This window comes from Rhizobium sp. LjRoot98, from assembly GCF_964252935.1.
In the GTDB taxonomy this organism is placed as follows: domain Bacteria; phylum Pseudomonadota; class Alphaproteobacteria; order Rhizobiales; family Rhizobiaceae; genus Pararhizobium.
Window position 1 is genome coordinate 372,943 of the sequence record NZ_CAXUPW020000001.1, and the last position, 16,365, is coordinate 389,307.

Consider the following 16,365-nt stretch of genomic DNA (forward strand, 5'->3'; position numbering starts at 1 on the left):
CCGTCGCCATGCAGACCAAATCCCGCATGAATGTCTATTTCGAGCCAGACCTTCTGAAGAAGGTCGAGGCGTTGGCGCTGCGCCGCAACGTGTCCAAATCAGCCGTGATCGAAGCGGCGGTCGCGTCCTTCTTGTCCGCCGACGCGTCCGAACGGCTGGAGGCGGTCTTCGCTCGCCGCATGGACAAGCTCGGCCGACAGGTCGAAGGACTGGACGAGGATCTGGCCATTCTCGGGGATACGCTCTCGCTGTTCATCCGCTTCTGGCTGACCGTGACGCCACCTTTGCCCGACAGCGCGCAGGCGTCGGCACGGGCGAAGGGCGCGGAGCGATTCGACGGCTTCCTGCAATCGCTCGGGCGGCGGCTGGCGACCGGCGATCGATTTCTGAAGGAGCTGTCGCGGGACATCGACGCAGCACGAAATAGTAGCGATACGCAATAGGACGGACGCCGCTGATCGTCCTCACGACCTATGATCGGTCGATCGCGACATAGCTTTTCGCGAACTCGCCCTCCAGCGCCTGCGATTCCTCCCATGTCATCGGGTTCTTGTTCGCCTTCTCCCAGATGCTGACCGCCTTGTCGGCGTGCTTCATCGACTGGCCGATGCCCGACAAGCCCGGAAACAGGACTTCCGCCTCAGCACGCGCTTTCCTGCCGACTTCGCCACGCGCCTCACGCCATGTGCGATAGGCGGGATGATGCGCCTGCTTATACTCGTCCAGCGCTCGATCTCGATCTTCGCGCTCCCGCTTGACCCATGGAGCAGGCTTGCCCTTTTTGCCTGGATTATTGCTCATCGCGCTGCCTTTTCTGATTCCATTCAAGATGGGCATAGCTGATCACTATCGATCGCGGGCTTTTCAATCCCGCCGATTGCCGCCTTTTTTTCGCCATGGCCGTCGGCTGTTAGATACTTGTTGAATCAGCCAAACTTCCGGCTCTTTTAATCATCCCGGTCCGGGAGCGTCTGTTTTGTCCCTGGCGAGATCGGGGATCAGATGGCGGCTTCACACCAGATTTCGGAGAGCTTGACGCGGGGCGCGCGGATGCTGCGCACCGCGCTCGGCCCCGCCATCGCGCGATTTCTGGAAGACCCGGCCGTCGTCGAGGTGATGCTAAACCCCGACGGGCGGCTCTGGATCGACCGACTGTCCGAAGGTCTGTCGGATACGGGCGAGCGGCTGTCGCCCGCTGATGGCGAGCGCATCGTTCGCCTGGTCGCGCATAATGTCGGCGCGGAAGTCCATGCCGGTGCGCCGCGCGTCTCCGCCGAACTCCCCGAAACCGCCGAACGGTTCGAGGGGTTGTTGCCGCCCGTCGTCGCCGCGCCGGCCTTCGCCATTCGCAAGCCCGCCGTCGCCGTATTCACGCTCGACGACTATGTCGCCGCCGGGATCATGTCGGCGACACAGGCCGAAGCGCTGCGTTCCGCCGTCGCGTCGCGCGCCAACATCCTCGTCGCCGGAGGCACGTCCACCGGCAAGACGACGCTGACCAATGCGCTGCTGGCCGAGGTAGCGAAAACCGCTGATCGCGTCGTCATCATCGAGGATACGCGCGAGCTGCAATGCGCCGCGCCCAACCTCGTCGCCATGCGCACCAAGGATGGCGTCGCCTCGCTGTCCGATCTCGTCCGCTCGTCGCTGCGGTTGCGGCCCGACCGCATCCCGATCGGCGAGGTGCGCGGCCCCGAAGCCCTCGACCTGTTGAAGGCTTGGGGCACCGGCCATCCGGGCGGCGTCGGCACCATCCATGCGGGCAGCGCCATCGGCGCGATCCGCCGCCTCGAACAGCTCATCCAGGAAGCCGTCGTCACCGTGCCTCGCGCGTTGATCGCCGAGACCATCGATCTCGTCGCCGTGCTCGCCGGACGCGGTTCGCAGCGCCGGCTCGTCGAACTCGCCCGCGTCGAAGGCCTCGGCCCCGACGGCGATTACAGCGTCGTGCCTGCCGTCACCGACGGCGGCGACATCCAGTCCGTCCTCAGTCTTGAATCCAAAGGAGATATCCGATGATCCGCACGTTTTCGCGCGGTTGCCAGCACATGGCGACCGCAGCCCTTGCCGTATCCATCAGCATGATGCTGGCGCCCGCCGCCCATGCTTCCGGCTCTTCCATGCCGTGGGAAGCGCCGCTGCAATCCATCCTCCAGTCGATCGAAGGCCCGGTCGCCAAGATCATCGCCGTGATCGTCATCATCTCGACCGGCCTGGCGCTGGCCTTCGGCGACACGTCGGGCGGATTCCGTCGTCTGATCCAGATCGTCTTCGGTCTGTCGATCGCGTTCGCCGCGTCGAGCTTCTTCCTGTCGTTCTTCTCGTTCGGCGGGGGGGCGCTCGTCTGATGGCCGGCCTTGTCGAACAGGGCGGTGACGTGCCGGGGTATTCCGTGCCGGTCCACCGGGCGCTGACCGAGCACATCCTGCTCGGCGGCGCGCCGCGTGGCCTCGCCATCCTCAACGGCACATTGGCGGCGGCGCTTGGCCTCGGCCTGCGGCTCTGGCTGGTCGGTCTCGCCATCTGGGCGGTCGGCCATCTCGCCGCCGTCTGGGCGGCCAAGCGCGATCCGATGTTCGTCGATGTGGTGCGCCGCCATCTGCGCATCCCCGGCCATCTCGGCGTTTGAGGAGGCCGATCCCATGATGAACCTCACCGAATATCGCCGCACCGCCACCCGCCTCGCCGACTTCCTGCCCTGGGTCGCGCTCGTGGGTGAAGGCGTCGTCCTCAACAAGGACGGCAGTTTCCAGCGAACGGCGCGGTTTCGCGGCCCTGATCTGGACTCGGCCGTGCCCGCCGAGCTGGTCGCCGTCGCCGGGCGATTGAACAACGCCTTCCGCCGCCTCGGATCGGGATGGGCGATCTTCGTCGAGGCGCAGCGCCATGAGGCGGCGTCCTATGCCGTCAGCCGCTTTCCCGATGCCGCCTCCGCGCTGGTCGATGCCGAGCGCAAGGCGGACTTCAAGGAAGCGGGTTCGCATTACGAATCCAGCTATTTCCTGACCTTCACCTACCTGCCGCCGGCCGAGGACGCGGCACGCGCCGAGACCTGGCTGTACGAGGGTCGCGAGCGCTCCGGCGTCGATGGGCGCGAGATGCTCGCGGGCTTCGTCGATCGCACCGATCGCGTGCTGCAACTGGTCGAAGGCTTCATGCCGGAATGCGTCTGGCTCGATGACGCGGAGACGCTGACCTATTTGCATTCCTGCGTTTCGACGCAGCGTCATCGCGTCCGTGTGCCCGAGACGCCGATGTATCTCGATGCGCTCGTCGCCGACCAGCCGCTGATCGGCGGTCTCGAGCCACGATTGGGATCGTCGCATCTGCGCGTCCTGACCATCGTCGGCTTTCCGACCGCGACCACGCCCGGCCTGCTCGACGAGTTGAACCGGCTCGCCTTTCCCTATCGCTGGTCCACCCGCGCGATCCTGCTCGACAAGACCGATGCGACGAAGCTGCTGACCAAGATCCGGCGGCAATGGTTCGCCAAGCGCAAGTCGATCGCCGCGATCCTGAAAGAGGTGATGACCAACGAGGCCTCGGCCCTCGTGGACACGGACGCCGCCAACAAGGCGGCCGACGCCGATCTGGCGTTGCAGGAGCTGGGCGCGGACTATGCCGGTCTCGCCTATGTCACCGCGACGATCACGGTTTGGGACGACGATCCGCGTATTGCCGACGAGAAGCTTCGGCTGACGGAAAAAATCGTCCAGGGCCGCGATTTCACGGCGATGGCCGAGACGATTAATGCGGCGGACGCCTGGCTCGGCAGCTTGCCGGGCCATGTCTATGCCAATGTCCGACAGCCGCCGATTTCGACTTTGAACCTCGCCCACATGATTCCGCTTTCGGCGGTATGGGCGGGTCCGGAACGGGACGAGCATTTTGCAGCGCCCCCACTGCTCTTCGGTAAGACCGAAGGCTCGACCCCGTTCCGGTTATCCCTTCACGTCGGCGATGTCGGCCATACCCTCGTCGTCGGGCCGACTGGTGCCGGCAAGTCCGTGCTGCTGGCGCTCATGGCGCTTCAGTTTCGGCGCTACCCGCAAGCGCAAGTCTTCGCCTTCGACTTTGGTGGCAGTATTCGCGCCGCCGCGCTGGCGATGGACGGCGACTGGCACGATCTCGGCGGTGGCTTGAGCGACGGCAGCGACGAGAGCGTGTCGCTCCAACCGCTGGCCCGCATCCATGACGTGCCGGAGCGCGCCTGGGCGGCCGACTGGATCGTGGCGATCCTGACCCGCGAAGGCGTCGCCATCACCCCGGAGGTGAAAGAATACATCTGGACCGCGCTGACCTCGCTCGCCAGCGCGCCCGTCGGCGAGCGCACGATCACCGGCCTTGCGGTCCTGCTTCAGTCCAATGACCTGAAACAGGCGCTCCGGCCTTATTGTGTCGGCGGCGCCCATGGCCGGCTGCTCGACGCCGAGGCCGAGCACCTCGGCTCCGCCACGGTCCAGGCCTTCGAGACCGAGGGGTTGATCGGCACAGAGGCAGCGCCCGCCGTGCTGGCCTATCTGTTTCACCGCATCGGCGACCGGCTCGACGGTTCGCCAACGCTCATCATCATCGACGAAGGGTGGCTGGCGCTGGACGACGAAGGGTTCGCCGGCCAGCTCCGCGAATGGCTGAAGACGCTGCGCAAAAAGAACGCCAGCGTCATCTTCGCCACGCAGTCGCTGTCTGACATCGACGGCAGCGCCATCGCGCCCGCCATCATCGAAAGCTGCCAGACCCGGCTTCTGCTCCCCAACGAACGGGCGATCGAGCCGCAGATCACGGCCATCTATCGCCGCTTCGGCCTCAACGACCGCCAAATCGAGATCCTCGCACGGGCGACACCGAAGCGCGATTATTACTGCCAGTCGCGGCGGGGCAACCGGCTGTTCGAGTTGGGTCTGTCCGATGTGGCGCTGGCGCTCTGCGCCGTCTCGTCGAAGACCGACCAGACCGAGATCGCCCGCATCGTCGCCGATCATGGCCGCGACGGCTTCCTCACCGACTGGCTGTGCCATCGCGGTCTCGCCTGGGCGGCCGACCTTATCCCCGACCTTACCAACCTGGAGATCCCATCATGACCACTCGTCGTTCCCTTGGCCGCCGCTTCGCCGCTGTCTTGCTGGCCGCACCCATCGCGCTGTCGCCGATCCTCGTGACGACGCCCGCCCAAGCGCAGTTCGGCGGGATCGTGTTCGACCCGCGCAATTACGTGGAAAACGTCCTGTCGGCCGCACGCTCGCTCCAGCAGATCAACAACCAGATCACCTCGCTTCAGAACGAGGCCCAGTCGCTCATTAATCAGGCTCGTAACCTTACCAGCCTGCCATATTCATCGCTGCAACAGCTTCAGCAGTCGGTCCAGCGCACCCAGCAGCTTCTGCAAGAGGCGCAGAACGTCGCCTATGACGTCCAGCAGATCGACCGGATGTTCAGCCAAAAATACGGCAACGTCTCGCTATCGGCCTCCGACAGCCAGCTTGTCTCCGACGCCCGCTCGCGTTGGCAGAACACCGTCGGCGGTTTGCAGGACGCGATGAAGGTGCAGGCCGGCGTCGTCGGCAATATCGAGACCAACCGGTCGCAGATGTCTGCGCTGGTCGGATCGAGCCAATCCGCGACCGGCGCGCTTCAGGCAACGCAGGCGGGCAACCAGCTTCTCGCGCTCCAGGCCCAGCAGCTCGCCGATCTCACCGCCGTAGTCGCCGCCAACGGCCGCGCGCAAGCGCTGACCGAGGCCGAGCGCGCGGCAGCGGCCGAACAGGGCCGCGAGCAGCGCCGCCGCTTCCTGACGCCGGGCACCGGCTACCAGCCCGGCAGCGCGCAGATGTTCAATAACGGCAACAACTGAGCGGGGAGACGCGCCATGGAAGGCAAGACGCTCGCCCGCATCGCAGCCGCCGTGTTCGCGGGCGTCGCCATCACCGCGACCGCGATCGAGATGACCCGCGAGGAAGAGACGTCGGCAGATCCGACGGCGGCCGTGATCGCGCCGGCCGCGCCAGACCCGCTGCGCGAGGGGCAGCGCCGATGCCAACGTCTCGGCGAGGCAGGTACGCGCGACGCGGAATGCCTTCGTGTCTGGGCCGAAAGCCGCGACCGCTTCCTTGGTCTCGATAGGCAACGCCCCTCCGTACCGTCGAACGACGATCCCGCGACCAAGCAGACCGCGCCGGCCGAGCCGAGCACGACCGAGGAACGATAATATGGGCGGCACCGGCGTCATCGACCAGTTCCTGGCCGTCTTCACCCGCTACATCGACAGTGGCTTCGGCTTGCTGTCGGGCGAGGTCGCCTTCATCGCAACCACGCTGATCGTCATCGACGTGACGCTGGCCGCGCTGTTCTGGTCGATGGGTGGCGAGGACGACATCATCGGCCGCCTCATTAAGAAGACGCTGTTCGTTGGGGTGTTCGCCTACATCATCGGCAACTGGAACAACCTCGCGCGCATCGTCTTCGAGAGCTTTGCCGGCCTCGGCCTGAAGGCATCGGGCACGGGGTTCACGACCGCCGATCTCCTGCGCCCTGGCAAGGTGGCGCAGGTCGGTCTCGACGCGGGGCGACCGCTGCTCGAATCGATCTCCGGCCTGATGGGCTGGATTTCCTTCTTCGAGAATTTTATCCAGATCGCCTGCCTGCTGTTCGCCTGGGCGCTGGTGCTGCTCGCCTTCTTCATCCTCGCCATCCAGCTCTTCGTCACCCTGATCGAGTTCAAGCTGACGACGCTCGCCGGGTTCGTGCTCATTCCGTTCGGCCTGTTCGGCAAGTCCGCCTTCATGGCCGAACGGGTGCTGGGCAACGTCATTTCCAGCGGCATCAAGGTGCTGGTACTCGCCGTCATCATCGGCATCGGCTCGACGCTGTTCAGCCAGTTCACTGCCGGGTTCGGCGGGACCGCGCCGACGATCGACGACGCGATGGCGATCGTGCTCGCCGCGCTGTCGCTGCTGGGCCTCGGCATCTTCGGTCCCGGCATCGCCAACGGTCTCGTCTCCGGCGGACCGCAGCTCGGCGCGGGCGCAGCAATCGGCACCGGTCTCGCGGCGGGTGGCATGGTGGCCGCCGGAGGTGCGGCCATCGGTGCCGTCGCATCCGGCGGTGCAGCTCTCGCCGGAGGGGCCGCCGCTGCCGCCCGCGGCGGTGCGACCCTGGCGGGCGGTGCGACCGCCGCCTATCGGGCCGGAGGCGCATCGGGGGTCGCCAGTACCGGCGCGTCCCAGGCCGGGTCTGCCATCGCCAGCCCGTTCAAGCGCGCCGCCGCCTCCATGAAGGACAGCTTCCAGACCGGCGAACGGACCGTCGCTGGCGGAGCCGCGTCGAACGAGGCTGCTGATGCCACGTCTGACTCTTCGTCGTCCGCCGCCAGCAACGGCCCGCCTGCCTGGGCCAAGCGCATGAAGCGCGGCCAGCAAGCCTCCCACGGCATTCAGGCCGCCGCCCATGCCGTCAAATCCGGCGACAGCCATGGCGGCGGCTCTTCCGTCAACCTCTGCGAAAGCGACCGCTGATGTTCAAACGACCCTCAACCCATTACGGCAAGACGCCGCAACCCGAGACGCCATACCAACGCGCCGCCCAGGTCTGGGACGACCGCATCGGCTCGGCCCGCGTCCAGGCCAGGAACTGGCGGCTGATGGCGTTCGGCTCGCTGATCCTATCGGCCGGGCTGTCCGGCGCGCTGGTCTGGCAATCCGCCAACGGCTCGATCGTGCCGTGGGTGGTGCAGGTCGATAAGCTCGGCCAGGCCCAGGCCATCGCACCCGCCATCGCCGACTATCGCCCGACCGATCCGCAGATCGCCTGGCATCTGGCCCGCTTCATCGAGCAGGTCCGCTCTATCGCGGCCGATGCGATCATCGTGCGGCAGAACTGGCTCCGCGCCTACGAGTTCACGACGGATCGCGGGGCGATGGCGCTGAACGACTATGCCCGCGTCAACGACCCTTTCACCAAGGTCGGCAAGCAGCAGATCTCTGTCGAGGTGTCGTCCGTGATCCGAGCCTCACCCGACAGCTTTCGCGTCGCCTGGGTGGAGCGCCGCTATCAGGACGGGAGCCTCGCTTCCACCGAGCGCTGGACCGCCATCCTCACCATTACCGTCGCGCCTCCGCGTGACGCCGAAAAGCTCCGGGCCAATCCGCTCGGAATCTACGTTAATGCCATCAACTGGTCGAAGGAGCTCGGACAATGATCCGGCCGTCTCAACTGACCGCCGGACATCCGGCGAACCCTGTTCACACCATTACGCCTGCACGGAGAGTTGGAAAGGCGGGTTTCCGTAAAGTCGGACTTGCGGTTTTGCTGCTCTCAGCAACGGCGCTGGCCGGCTGCGCCACGACGCAGAAGCCGCCCGAGATCGCCTATGACGATGCCGCACCCGCCGTGCGGACGGTCGATGCGCCAGCGCCCGTCACTGTCGTCGAACTGCCGCGTCCGTTGCCGTTGCCCGGCCAGATGAAGCCGGTGGAGCAATCCCGCCGTGCGCCCGAGCCGACCGATCCGGCCGCCCGCGTCAATCAGGCGAACGCCGCCGCCCGCATTCAGCCTGTCCGCGACGGCTTCATCAACGCCATGCAGGTCTATCCCTACACCGGCGGGGCGCTCTATCAGGTCTATACCGCCGTCGGGCAGATCACCGACATCGCGCTCCAGCCCGGCGAAACCCTCGTCGGCTCCGGTCCCGTCGCTGCCGGCGACACCGTGCGCTGGATCATCGGCGACACGCTCAGCGGTTCGGGGGCGACTCAACAGGTGCATATCCTGGTCAAGCCGACGCGCACCGAGCTGATGACCAACCTCATCATCAACACCAATATGCGCACCTATCACATGGAGCTGCGCTCGACCGAACGGACCTATATGGCGTCGGTATCCTGGCAATATCCGCAGGATCAGCTCATCGTCCTACGTCGTCAGAACAGCCAGGCCGAGGCCGCGCAGCCCATCGCCAGCGGCGTCGATCTCGCCAACGTCAACTTCCGCTATGCGATCGAGGGCGACCGCGCCCCGTGGAGGCCGCTTCGCGCCTTCGACGACGGCCGCCAGGTCTTCATCGAATTCCCGCGTGGCATCGCGCAGGGCGAGATGCCGCCGCTGTTCGTCGTCGGCCCCGAAGGCAACACCTCCGAGCTGGTGAACTACCGGGTGCGCGGCCGTCATATGATCGTCGATCGGCTGTTCGCTGCCGCCGAACTGCGCTTCGGCACGGGCGATACCCAGCGCCGCGTCCGCATCACCCGCACTGACGGGAGGCCGGCATCGTGAGCGAGATCGATCCCGATAAGAGCGCGAAGCCAGAACCGACGCCGGAGCCGTCTGACGACGATGCCCGCCCGCTGACCGGCGAACCCGTCGTACCGATGCGGCTGCGCGCCGAACCGCCGCGCGTCACCCGGTTGTCGCGGAAGGTTCTGGCCGGTCTCGGTCTGGTCAGCAGCCTCAGTATTGGCGGCGCGTTGATCTATGCGCTCCAGACCCGCGATGGCGGCGGCGGAAACACCGAACTCCATTCGACCGAGAATCGCGCGACCGCCGATGGTCTCGCCGGCCTGCCCAAGGACTATACCGGTCCTGTCCTCGGCCCGGCTTTGCCCGGCGATCTCGGTCGGCCGATCCTCGATGCGCAGAACCGTGGCCAGCCCGTGCCCGGGCCGGGTATCGGCACACCAGCCGCGACACCGCCGGGCCTCAGCGCCGAGGAACAACGCAGGTTACAGGAGATCGAAGCGGCGCGGACCGGGCGGCTCTTTGCATCGACGGAGACGCGGAATACCGGACAGCCAGCCACCACGACCCCCAATGCCACAGCGCCCATGCCGGACCTGACCAGCCTAGGTCTCGCGCCGCAGCCGACGACGCCCACAGCTCAGGACCGGCAAACAGCCTTTCTCGACCAGGGGGCCGATCGGCGCACCGTTGCGCCGGATCGCGTTGCCGCGCCGGCGTCGCCGAACATCCTTCAAGCCGGCGCGGTCATTCCGGCCGCGCTCATCACCGGCATCCGTTCCGATCTGCCGGGCCAGATCACCGCCCAGGTCACGGAGAACGTCTATGACAGCCCCACGGGCCGCATCCTGCTGGTGCCACAGGGCACGCGGTTGCTCGGCCAGTATGACAATGGCGTCGGCTTCGGTCAGCGCCGCGTCCTGCTGGCCTGGAACCGCCTCATCATGCCCGACGGCCGCTCGATCGTGCTGGAACGCCAGCCGGGTGCGGACGCCGAAGGTTATGCCGGGCTGGAGGATGGCGTCGATTATCATTGGGGCGAACTGTTCAAGGCGGCGGCGCTTTCGACATTGCTCAGCATCGGCGCCAACACGGGATCGTCCGGTGACGAGAGCGATCTCCTCAGCGCCATCCGCGACGGCGCATCCGACAGCATCGGTCAGACCGGCCGGCAGATCGTCCAGCGCCAACTCAACATCGCCCCGACACTGACCATCCGGCCGGGTTTCCCCGTCCGCGTCATCGTCACCCGCGATCTTGTGCTCGAACCCTATGGAGCCACGCCATGACGAAGCTGAAGCTCGGCCCGATCACTGAGACCAAGCCGGTGAAGGTGACGGTGGAACTACCCGCTGACCTGCATCGGGATCTAACCGCCTATGCCCACGTGCTCGGCCGCGAGAACGGCCATCCGCCGACCGATCCCGTCCGCCTGATCGTGCCGATGCTGGAGCGGTTCATCGCGACTGATCGGGCATTTGCGAAGGCGAGGCGGACCACGCCGTTGGCCGCAGGCGGGCAATCATGATTCCGACGCTCGCCGTTCTTCGCCGGACCGATAGCCAAACACGATCATGGTTTCGGATCACGCCGTCTTCACAGTCCGCGCGATCCGTTGATGCTGGAAGAATTGCGCGGCGTCGTGGCGAAGGATCGAGCGTCTTTACGGTTGGTCATTTCACAGAATGCGGTTCCCATGTCCCGGCGCAGCACTGATCGCCCGCGACGCCGGCTCCGTGTCGTGTCCGGCGCTCTGCCCGACGACCTCTACGACTATATCCCGCCGGACGAGATCGGGAGGCCAGCCCCACCCATCGGCCGCCCGCCCAAGCACGATGTCGAATCCTGGACCGTGACCGACGACTGGCCGGAGCGCGTTCCAGTGACGGAGGCCGAGATCGACTTGTTCGAGGCATGGTTCGGCGACATCTTCGACGAATTGTTCGGGCCGTCCCGCTGAGCCGTGATCGGTTTCGGTGAAACTCATACGAACATGATCCGTTTGATTTAGTTGCGTTGTGATGATAACTATAAGCGGTGATTAGTCGATCCGCCGCCCGATGCTTTTGCCCGGCCCGGCGAATGCCAGGACGGAGGCAAAACGCCATGACGACGCTGAAGGTTGGCATCGCCGATCCCGACGAAATGAAGGCCCGCTCGCAGCGGATCGCGCGCGGAGAGGAGAGGCCGCGCGAGGCCGACCCCAAGATCTGGTTCGCCTCGACCGAATCTTTCGCCCGCATTCTTTCCGCGCCCAATCGCGAGATGTTGCGCATTATCGCAGAGCAGGCCCCGGGCTCGCTCGACGAACTGGCGGTGCTAACCGATCGGGCCAAATCCAACCTCTCACGCACCCTGAAGACGATGACCGGCTACGGCCTGATCCGCATGGAGCGCAGCGGCCGAAAGCTCGCGCCGAAGCTCGTCCACGATCGCGTCGTCCTGGACCTGCCGCTGAGACAATCGCGGAAGCGGACCATCACGGCAGAGGGAGACCCATCATGAACGCTGAAACACCCAGCATTGCCACGCGCGCCGCCCTCTATCTCCGCGTCTCGACGACCCGGCAGGCCGAGCATGACGTCTCGATCCCCGACCAGAAGCGCCAGGGCGAAGCCTACTGCGTTTCGCGTGGCTACCAACTTATCGATACCTTTGTTGAACCCGGCGCGTCGGCCACCAACGATCGCCGTCCCGAGTTCCAGCGCATGATCGAGGCGGGCACGTCCAAGCCCGCGCCCTTCGACATCGTCGTCGTCCACTCGTTCAGCCGCTTCTTCCGCGATCATTTCGAGCTGGAGTTCTACGTCCGCAAGCTGGCCAAGAACGGCGTCAAGCTGATCTCCATCACCCAGGAGATGGGCGATGATCCAATGCACGTCATGATGCGCCAGATCATGGCGCTGTTCGACGAGTATCAGTCCAAGGAGAACGGCAAGCACGTCATGCGCGCCTTGAAGGAGAACGCCCGGCAGGGCTTCTGGAACGGCGCGCTGCCGCCGATCGGCTACCGCATCGTCGCGGCCGAACAGCGTGGGGCCAAGACCAAGAAGAAGCTGGAGATCGATCCGCTGCACGCCGACACCGTGCGGCTGATCTACCGGCTGGCGCTGGAAGGGAACGGCACCTCCGGCCCGATGGGCGTCAAGGCGATCGTGTCCCATCTGAACGCGCGCCGCATCTTCACCCGCGACGGCGGGCGCTGGGGCATCGGCCAGCTTCACCGCATCCTGACGCGGCGCACCTATATCGGCGAGCACGAGTTCAACAAGCGCTCCAAGACCAAGGAACTGAAACCGATCAGCGAGATCGTCACGGTTCCTGTGCCGCCGCTGATCGACCTTGGGACTTTCGACGCCGTTCAGACGCATCTGAAAGCCCGCAATCCCAAGGTCACGCCGCCGCGCGTGGTCAGCGGGCCGACCCTGCTCACCGGCATCTGCTTCTGCGCCAAGTGCGGCGGGGCCATGACGATCCGCACCGGCAAGGGCGGGCGCTACCGCTATTACACCTGCTCGATCAAGGCGCGGCAGGGCGAGACCGGATGCTCGGGCCGTTCGATCCCGATGGAAAAGCTCGACACCATCGTCGCCGGCCATATCGAGGATCGGCTGCTCCAACCCGATCGGCTGGAGGAGGTGCTGTCGTCCGTCCTCGACCGCCGGCACGAGCGGGCCGAACGTCGGCAGGAGCATATCGGCGAGTTGAACCGCCGGGCGGCCGAGACCGACCTTCGCCTCAAGCGCCTCTATGACGCGATCGAATCAGGCGTCGCCGATATCTCCGATCCGGCGTTGAAAGACCGCATCGCCGGGTTGAAGGCGCTTCGCGACCAGGCGCAGGTGGATGCCGAGCGGGCGCAAGCCACGCTTGAAAGCTCCGGCAATCAGGCGGTCACGCCGGCTACCGTGCGCCGGTTTGCCGACGTGGCGCGCCAGCGCCTCCGCCTCGACGGGGGCGGTTATCGGCGGGATCACTTGCGCGCCTTCGCCCAGCGCGTCGAGGTCGCAAAGACCGAAGTTCGCATCATGGGATCGAAAGGAGAGCTACTCCGCACGCTTGCGGCCGTTTCCGGAGGGAAATCGGCGGGAATCGGCGTGCCCAGCTTGGGACTGAAGTGGCGGAGAAGATGGGATTCGAACCCACGATACCCTTCCGGGTATACTCCCTTAGCAGGGGAGCGCCTTCGACCACTCGGCCACCTCTCCGTTAGCGCCTGACTAGAGTCAGGAGCCTTTCATTGCAAGGAGTTTTTGCGGTTTCCCGCGACAAAGTTGTTTTTCCATGCCCGTTTCAGGACATGATGGACCGCAAACTCGCTTGATGAGCAACGCACCGGCCATATGAAATGTCCAGCACTTCCGTTCCCGCAAGCTACAGCAACAGCTACGGTGGGGACAGTGGCGTCCGCCGGGATGATGCGACTGCCGAGGGAGAAGGCTTACATCATTGCCGATTGCCCGATGCGGGACTGTTGCGCTAATTCATGTCTCTATAAAGATCATTAAAGCCATTCCGCCGTCATCATGCGGGCGGCATGCAACAACAGGTTCGGAATCCATCATGAGCAATGACAGCAAACCGGAAACCAAGGTGACGATCGAAAAGCTGCGCAACGGGCGGTGGGCTTTCGTGCTCAAGCGCGGCACGGTCGTCTATCCAGCCCACGGCCAGTTCTCCAACCAGATCGAGGCCATCGCCGCCGGACAGGCCGCACTCAGGGCGCTGGAAAGCAACCGCTAAGCCGATCTGCTTACTCCTTACATAAAGGGCCGGACCTGTCTCACAGGTCCGGCCCTTTATGTTTCCTGTCATTTCCGCTGCCGGCACCTCAGCTCTTTTTCGCCAGCCGGTCGATCGCGTTCTGTGTGGCGGCACCGAAATCACCATCCAGTGGGCCGCTGTAATAGCCGCGATCCTTGAGCAACGCCTGGATTTCCTTGCGGAAGGCGGGCGTGAAATTATCCGGGGATGTCTTCAGTTCTTCAAGTTTGGCCGGATCGCCGCCCTCGACGCTGGCCGCAGCCCAGCGCACTGCCTCTTTTGGATCCGCCTTCGTACCCAACCCCCAGTCATAGAGGCGGCTCAGATTGCCCATGGCATAAGCGCTTCCGGCGTTGGACGCCATTTCATACCAGTTGCGAGCCTGCGCATAGTCCTGCGGCACGGCCTTGCCGTCATCATAGAACCAGCCGAGCAGTGCCATCGAATAGGCGTCGCCGACATTGGCTGCCTTTTCGTACCAGACCTTTGCCTGGGTATAATCCTGTGGCGTGCCGAGACCATTCTGATAGGCCCAACCGAGCGACGACATCGCATTGGCATCGCCGCCTTCGGCCGCCTTCTGGTACCAGGAGAGCGACTGGTCGAGATCTTTTTCAACCCCGTTGCCCTCGCGATAGAACCAGCCAAGGGTCGCCATGGCATTGGCGTAGCCCTGATTGGCCGAGAGTTGGTACCATTTCAGCGATTCCGCGTAATCCTGCGGAACGCTGCCATAGCCATCGCGATAGAGCCAGCCGAGCGATGCCTGGGCGTAGGAATTGCCGTTATTGGCGGCGTGCTCGAACATTTCCTTGCCCTTGTCGACATCGACGGGACCATCGGTGCCGTAGATCGAGAACCAGGCGAGGTTCGTCAGTCCATACATATTGCCGCCGTCGGCTGCCTTTTGATAGTTGCTGCGGGCATCGACGTAATTGCGCCCGGCGTCCTGGGCACGGCCGAGCATGTTGACGAGCATCATATCGTCGGGGTTTTCGTTGACCGCCTGGGCGCAGGCGGTGAGCGCGCGCGCCGAATCGATCTTGAGGAAATTGACGCCGAGGAAGCCAGGCATCGATTGCGGTTCGCCGGCGAGCAGATAGCAATCACGCGAAGCCTGCGTATCCTTGCCTGTCCGGGAAATATTCAAGCCCTTCTTCGGCTCGAGCGCCGCGATTTGGGTCTCCGCTTCCACTCTGTGCTTGCTGTCCGGATACCGTTCAACGAAACGGGTGAGCGCTGCTCCATCGGTCGACTGCTTGAGCGCCTCCCAGGCGATTTCATCCGGCGTCACCGCGGTCTGCGCTGCCTCATCCAGCAGCTTCAGCTTCTTTTCCGCCAGCATCTTGTAGACCGGATCAGTGCCATGCTTGGCCAAAAACACCTCGATCAGGTCTTTATCGGCAAGATCGCGGATATTCTGCCAGTCCGCCGCCGCAGCAGACTGGCCGTTCGGCGAGACTTCCTGCGTGTTGCCGTTATTGGTGATGTTGATGTTCACTTCCTTGATATTGAGGAAGATCTGCGCGCCGCCGAGCGATCCATAGACGAACGGCTCCTGTTCGCGGTTGGTCGCCGTCACCACGTCATCACGAACCTTGCCGAGCGCGATGCGCACATCAACGCCGGGTTCGGTCAGATATTTCGCCAACGCTGTCGCAAACGGGCTGTTCTTTCCCTCTCCGTCCATCGCCACCGTACCGGCCTTCGAGGCGAAGGCCACCAGGAGGTCGGCCGATTCAGGCTCAACACGTGCCAGACCACGGCTGACGGCGCGGGTGGAGATCGAGCGGCTCATCGATTGTTCGAAGGGATTGTTGCGGCAGGCGTCGAGAATAACCAGTTTCAGACGTGTCGCGCCTTCCAGCGAGCGCTGCACGCGGTCGAGCGGGATTGCCTCGTCTTCGACATCCTTGTCGGTCTTCAGGCTGACATCGACCGGAAGCAGAAAGTTCTCGCCGTTCATCTCCATGCCGTGGCCGGAATAATAGATGATGGCGACATCAGCGCCGGCGGCAGTGTCCTCGAAGTCGCGCAGTGCACGGACCATCGAGGCGCGGTCGAGATCGTGCACCGCCGTCACCATATCGAAACCCGCCTCTTCGAACGAAGCCTTCATCAACTCGACATCGTTGGCCGGGTTGTTCAGCTGCGATGTCGCCTCGTATTTCTCGTTTCCGATCAGAAGCGCGACGCGTTTTGCCGCTTCGGCAGAACCGGCCTGAAACACGACAACCGACAGCGCCAGAACGAAGATGGGCAGCCAGCCGTGGAAATAACGCTTGAACATGATTTTCCCCTCCGCGCTCGTGCAGTCTGCCGGGGTGTAATGCACCCTTTGAAACTGCGCAAACATGATCCCTGCTTCACCGG

General features: G+C 64.6%; 18 protein-coding genes, 1 tRNA gene and 1 pseudogene. 16 read left to right on the forward strand and 4 right to left on the reverse strand.

Annotated elements, in window-relative coordinates; translation table 11 throughout:
- Positions 1-8 precede the first annotated feature (8 nt).
- Entirely contained in the window at positions 9-443 is a 435-nt protein-coding gene (locus ACSQ3J_RS01815; RefSeq protein ID WP_127966056.1) for a CopG family transcriptional regulator, read from the forward strand.
- A 28-nt stretch (positions 444-471) separates the two neighbouring features.
- On the opposite strand, the gene ACSQ3J_RS01820 is transcribed toward ACSQ3J_RS01815, so the two are convergent.
- The gene (locus ACSQ3J_RS01820) at positions 472-801 is read right to left on the reverse strand and encodes a hypothetical protein (RefSeq protein WP_127966057.1); all 330 of its coding nucleotides are present in this window, start codon (positions 799-801) and stop codon (positions 472-474) included.
- Between the two features lie 201 nt (positions 802-1,002).
- On the opposite strand from ACSQ3J_RS01820, the gene trbB reads away from it, so the two are divergent.
- The 14 genes and pseudogenes from trbB to ACSQ3J_RS01890 form a co-directional block, all read left to right on the forward strand.
- Positions 1,003-2,019 (forward strand): P-type conjugative transfer ATPase TrbB, encoded by a 1,017-nt coding sequence (gene trbB / locus ACSQ3J_RS01825; protein ID WP_127966058.1) that lies wholly within the window; start codon positions 1,003-1,005, stop codon positions 2,017-2,019.
- On the forward strand, positions 2,016-2,348 hold the full coding sequence (locus tag ACSQ3J_RS01830) for a TrbC/VirB2 family protein (RefSeq protein ID WP_127966059.1): 333 nt from the start codon (positions 2,016-2,018) through the stop codon (positions 2,346-2,348). The genes trbB and ACSQ3J_RS01830 overlap by 4 nt, the downstream gene beginning before the upstream one ends.
- On the forward strand, positions 2,348-2,629 hold the full coding sequence (locus tag ACSQ3J_RS01835) for a VirB3 family type IV secretion system protein (protein WP_127966060.1): 282 nt from the start codon (positions 2,348-2,350) through the stop codon (positions 2,627-2,629). The genes ACSQ3J_RS01830 and ACSQ3J_RS01835 overlap by 1 nt, the downstream gene beginning before the upstream one ends.
- 13 nt (positions 2,630-2,642) lie before the next feature.
- On the forward strand, positions 2,643-5,081 hold the full coding sequence (gene trbE, locus ACSQ3J_RS01840; protein ID WP_436038579.1) for a conjugal transfer protein TrbE: 2,439 nt from the start codon (positions 2,643-2,645) through the stop codon (positions 5,079-5,081).
- Complete coding sequence (gene trbJ / locus ACSQ3J_RS01845) at positions 5,078-5,851, forward strand: P-type conjugative transfer protein TrbJ (protein WP_436038581.1); 774 nt, start codon at positions 5,078-5,080, stop codon at positions 5,849-5,851. The genes trbE and trbJ overlap by 4 nt, the downstream gene beginning before the upstream one ends.
- Before the next feature lie 15 nt (positions 5,852-5,866).
- Positions 5,867-6,205, forward strand: a complete 339-nt coding sequence (trbK-alt, locus tag ACSQ3J_RS01850) for a putative entry exclusion protein TrbK-alt (RefSeq protein WP_127966063.1) — start codon at positions 5,867-5,869, stop codon at positions 6,203-6,205.
- A gap of 1 nt (position 6,206) precedes the next feature.
- Positions 6,207-7,511: a P-type conjugative transfer protein TrbL gene (gene trbL, locus ACSQ3J_RS01855; RefSeq protein ID WP_127966064.1), complete on the forward strand. Its 1,305-nt coding sequence runs from the start codon at positions 6,207-6,209 to the stop codon at positions 7,509-7,511.
- Complete coding sequence (gene trbF / locus ACSQ3J_RS01860; RefSeq protein ID WP_127966065.1) at positions 7,511-8,194, forward strand: conjugal transfer protein TrbF; 684 nt, start codon at positions 7,511-7,513, stop codon at positions 8,192-8,194. Before trbL ends, trbF begins: the two co-directional genes overlap by 1 nt.
- Entirely contained in the window at positions 8,191-9,267 is a 1,077-nt protein-coding gene (gene trbG, locus ACSQ3J_RS01865) for a P-type conjugative transfer protein TrbG (protein ID WP_127966066.1), read from the forward strand. The genes trbF and trbG overlap by 4 nt, the downstream gene beginning before the upstream one ends.
- Positions 9,264-10,517 (forward strand): TrbI/VirB10 family protein, encoded by a 1,254-nt coding sequence (locus ACSQ3J_RS01870; protein ID WP_419951263.1) that lies wholly within the window; start codon positions 9,264-9,266, stop codon positions 10,515-10,517. Before trbG ends, ACSQ3J_RS01870 begins: the two co-directional genes overlap by 4 nt.
- Positions 10,514-10,756, forward strand: coding sequence for a DUF2274 domain-containing protein (locus ACSQ3J_RS01875; RefSeq protein ID WP_436038582.1), 243 nt, complete (start codon positions 10,514-10,516; stop codon positions 10,754-10,756). The genes ACSQ3J_RS01870 and ACSQ3J_RS01875 overlap by 4 nt, the downstream gene beginning before the upstream one ends.
- 213 nt (positions 10,757-10,969) lie before the next feature.
- Positions 10,970-11,188, forward strand: coding sequence for a hypothetical protein (locus ACSQ3J_RS01880; protein ID WP_436038583.1), 219 nt, complete (start codon positions 10,970-10,972; stop codon positions 11,186-11,188).
- Positions 11,189-11,334: 146 nt separating this feature from the next.
- Positions 11,335-11,733: an HVO_A0114 family putative DNA-binding protein gene (locus tag ACSQ3J_RS01885; protein WP_127966070.1), complete on the forward strand. Its 399-nt coding sequence runs from the start codon at positions 11,335-11,337 to the stop codon at positions 11,731-11,733.
- Positions 11,730-12,770, forward strand: a pseudogene (locus tag ACSQ3J_RS01890) (recombinase family protein); the annotation flags it as partial. The gene ACSQ3J_RS01885 and the pseudogene ACSQ3J_RS01890, both read left to right, overlap by 4 nt.
- A gap of 222 nt (positions 12,771-12,992) precedes the next feature.
- Here the strand turns inward: ACSQ3J_RS01890 and ACSQ3J_RS01895 are convergent.
- Entirely contained in the window at positions 12,993-13,205 is a 213-nt protein-coding gene (locus tag ACSQ3J_RS01895) for a hypothetical protein (RefSeq protein WP_436038584.1), read from the reverse strand.
- Positions 13,206-13,346: 141 nt separating this feature from the next.
- A tRNA-Ser gene (locus tag ACSQ3J_RS01900) sits at positions 13,347-13,436 on the reverse strand.
- Between the two features lie 355 nt (positions 13,437-13,791).
- Here ACSQ3J_RS01900 and ACSQ3J_RS01905 point away from each other — a divergent pair.
- The gene (locus ACSQ3J_RS01905) at positions 13,792-13,971 is read left to right on the forward strand and encodes a hypothetical protein (RefSeq protein WP_060503618.1); all 180 of its coding nucleotides are present in this window, start codon (positions 13,792-13,794) and stop codon (positions 13,969-13,971) included.
- A gap of 88 nt (positions 13,972-14,059) precedes the next feature.
- Here the strand turns inward: ACSQ3J_RS01905 and ACSQ3J_RS01910 are convergent, their stop codons facing one another.
- The gene (locus ACSQ3J_RS01910) at positions 14,060-16,282 is read right to left on the reverse strand and encodes a caspase family protein (RefSeq protein WP_060503619.1); all 2,223 of its coding nucleotides are present in this window, start codon (positions 16,280-16,282) and stop codon (positions 14,060-14,062) included.
- Between the last annotated feature and the right edge of the window lie 83 nt (positions 16,283-16,365).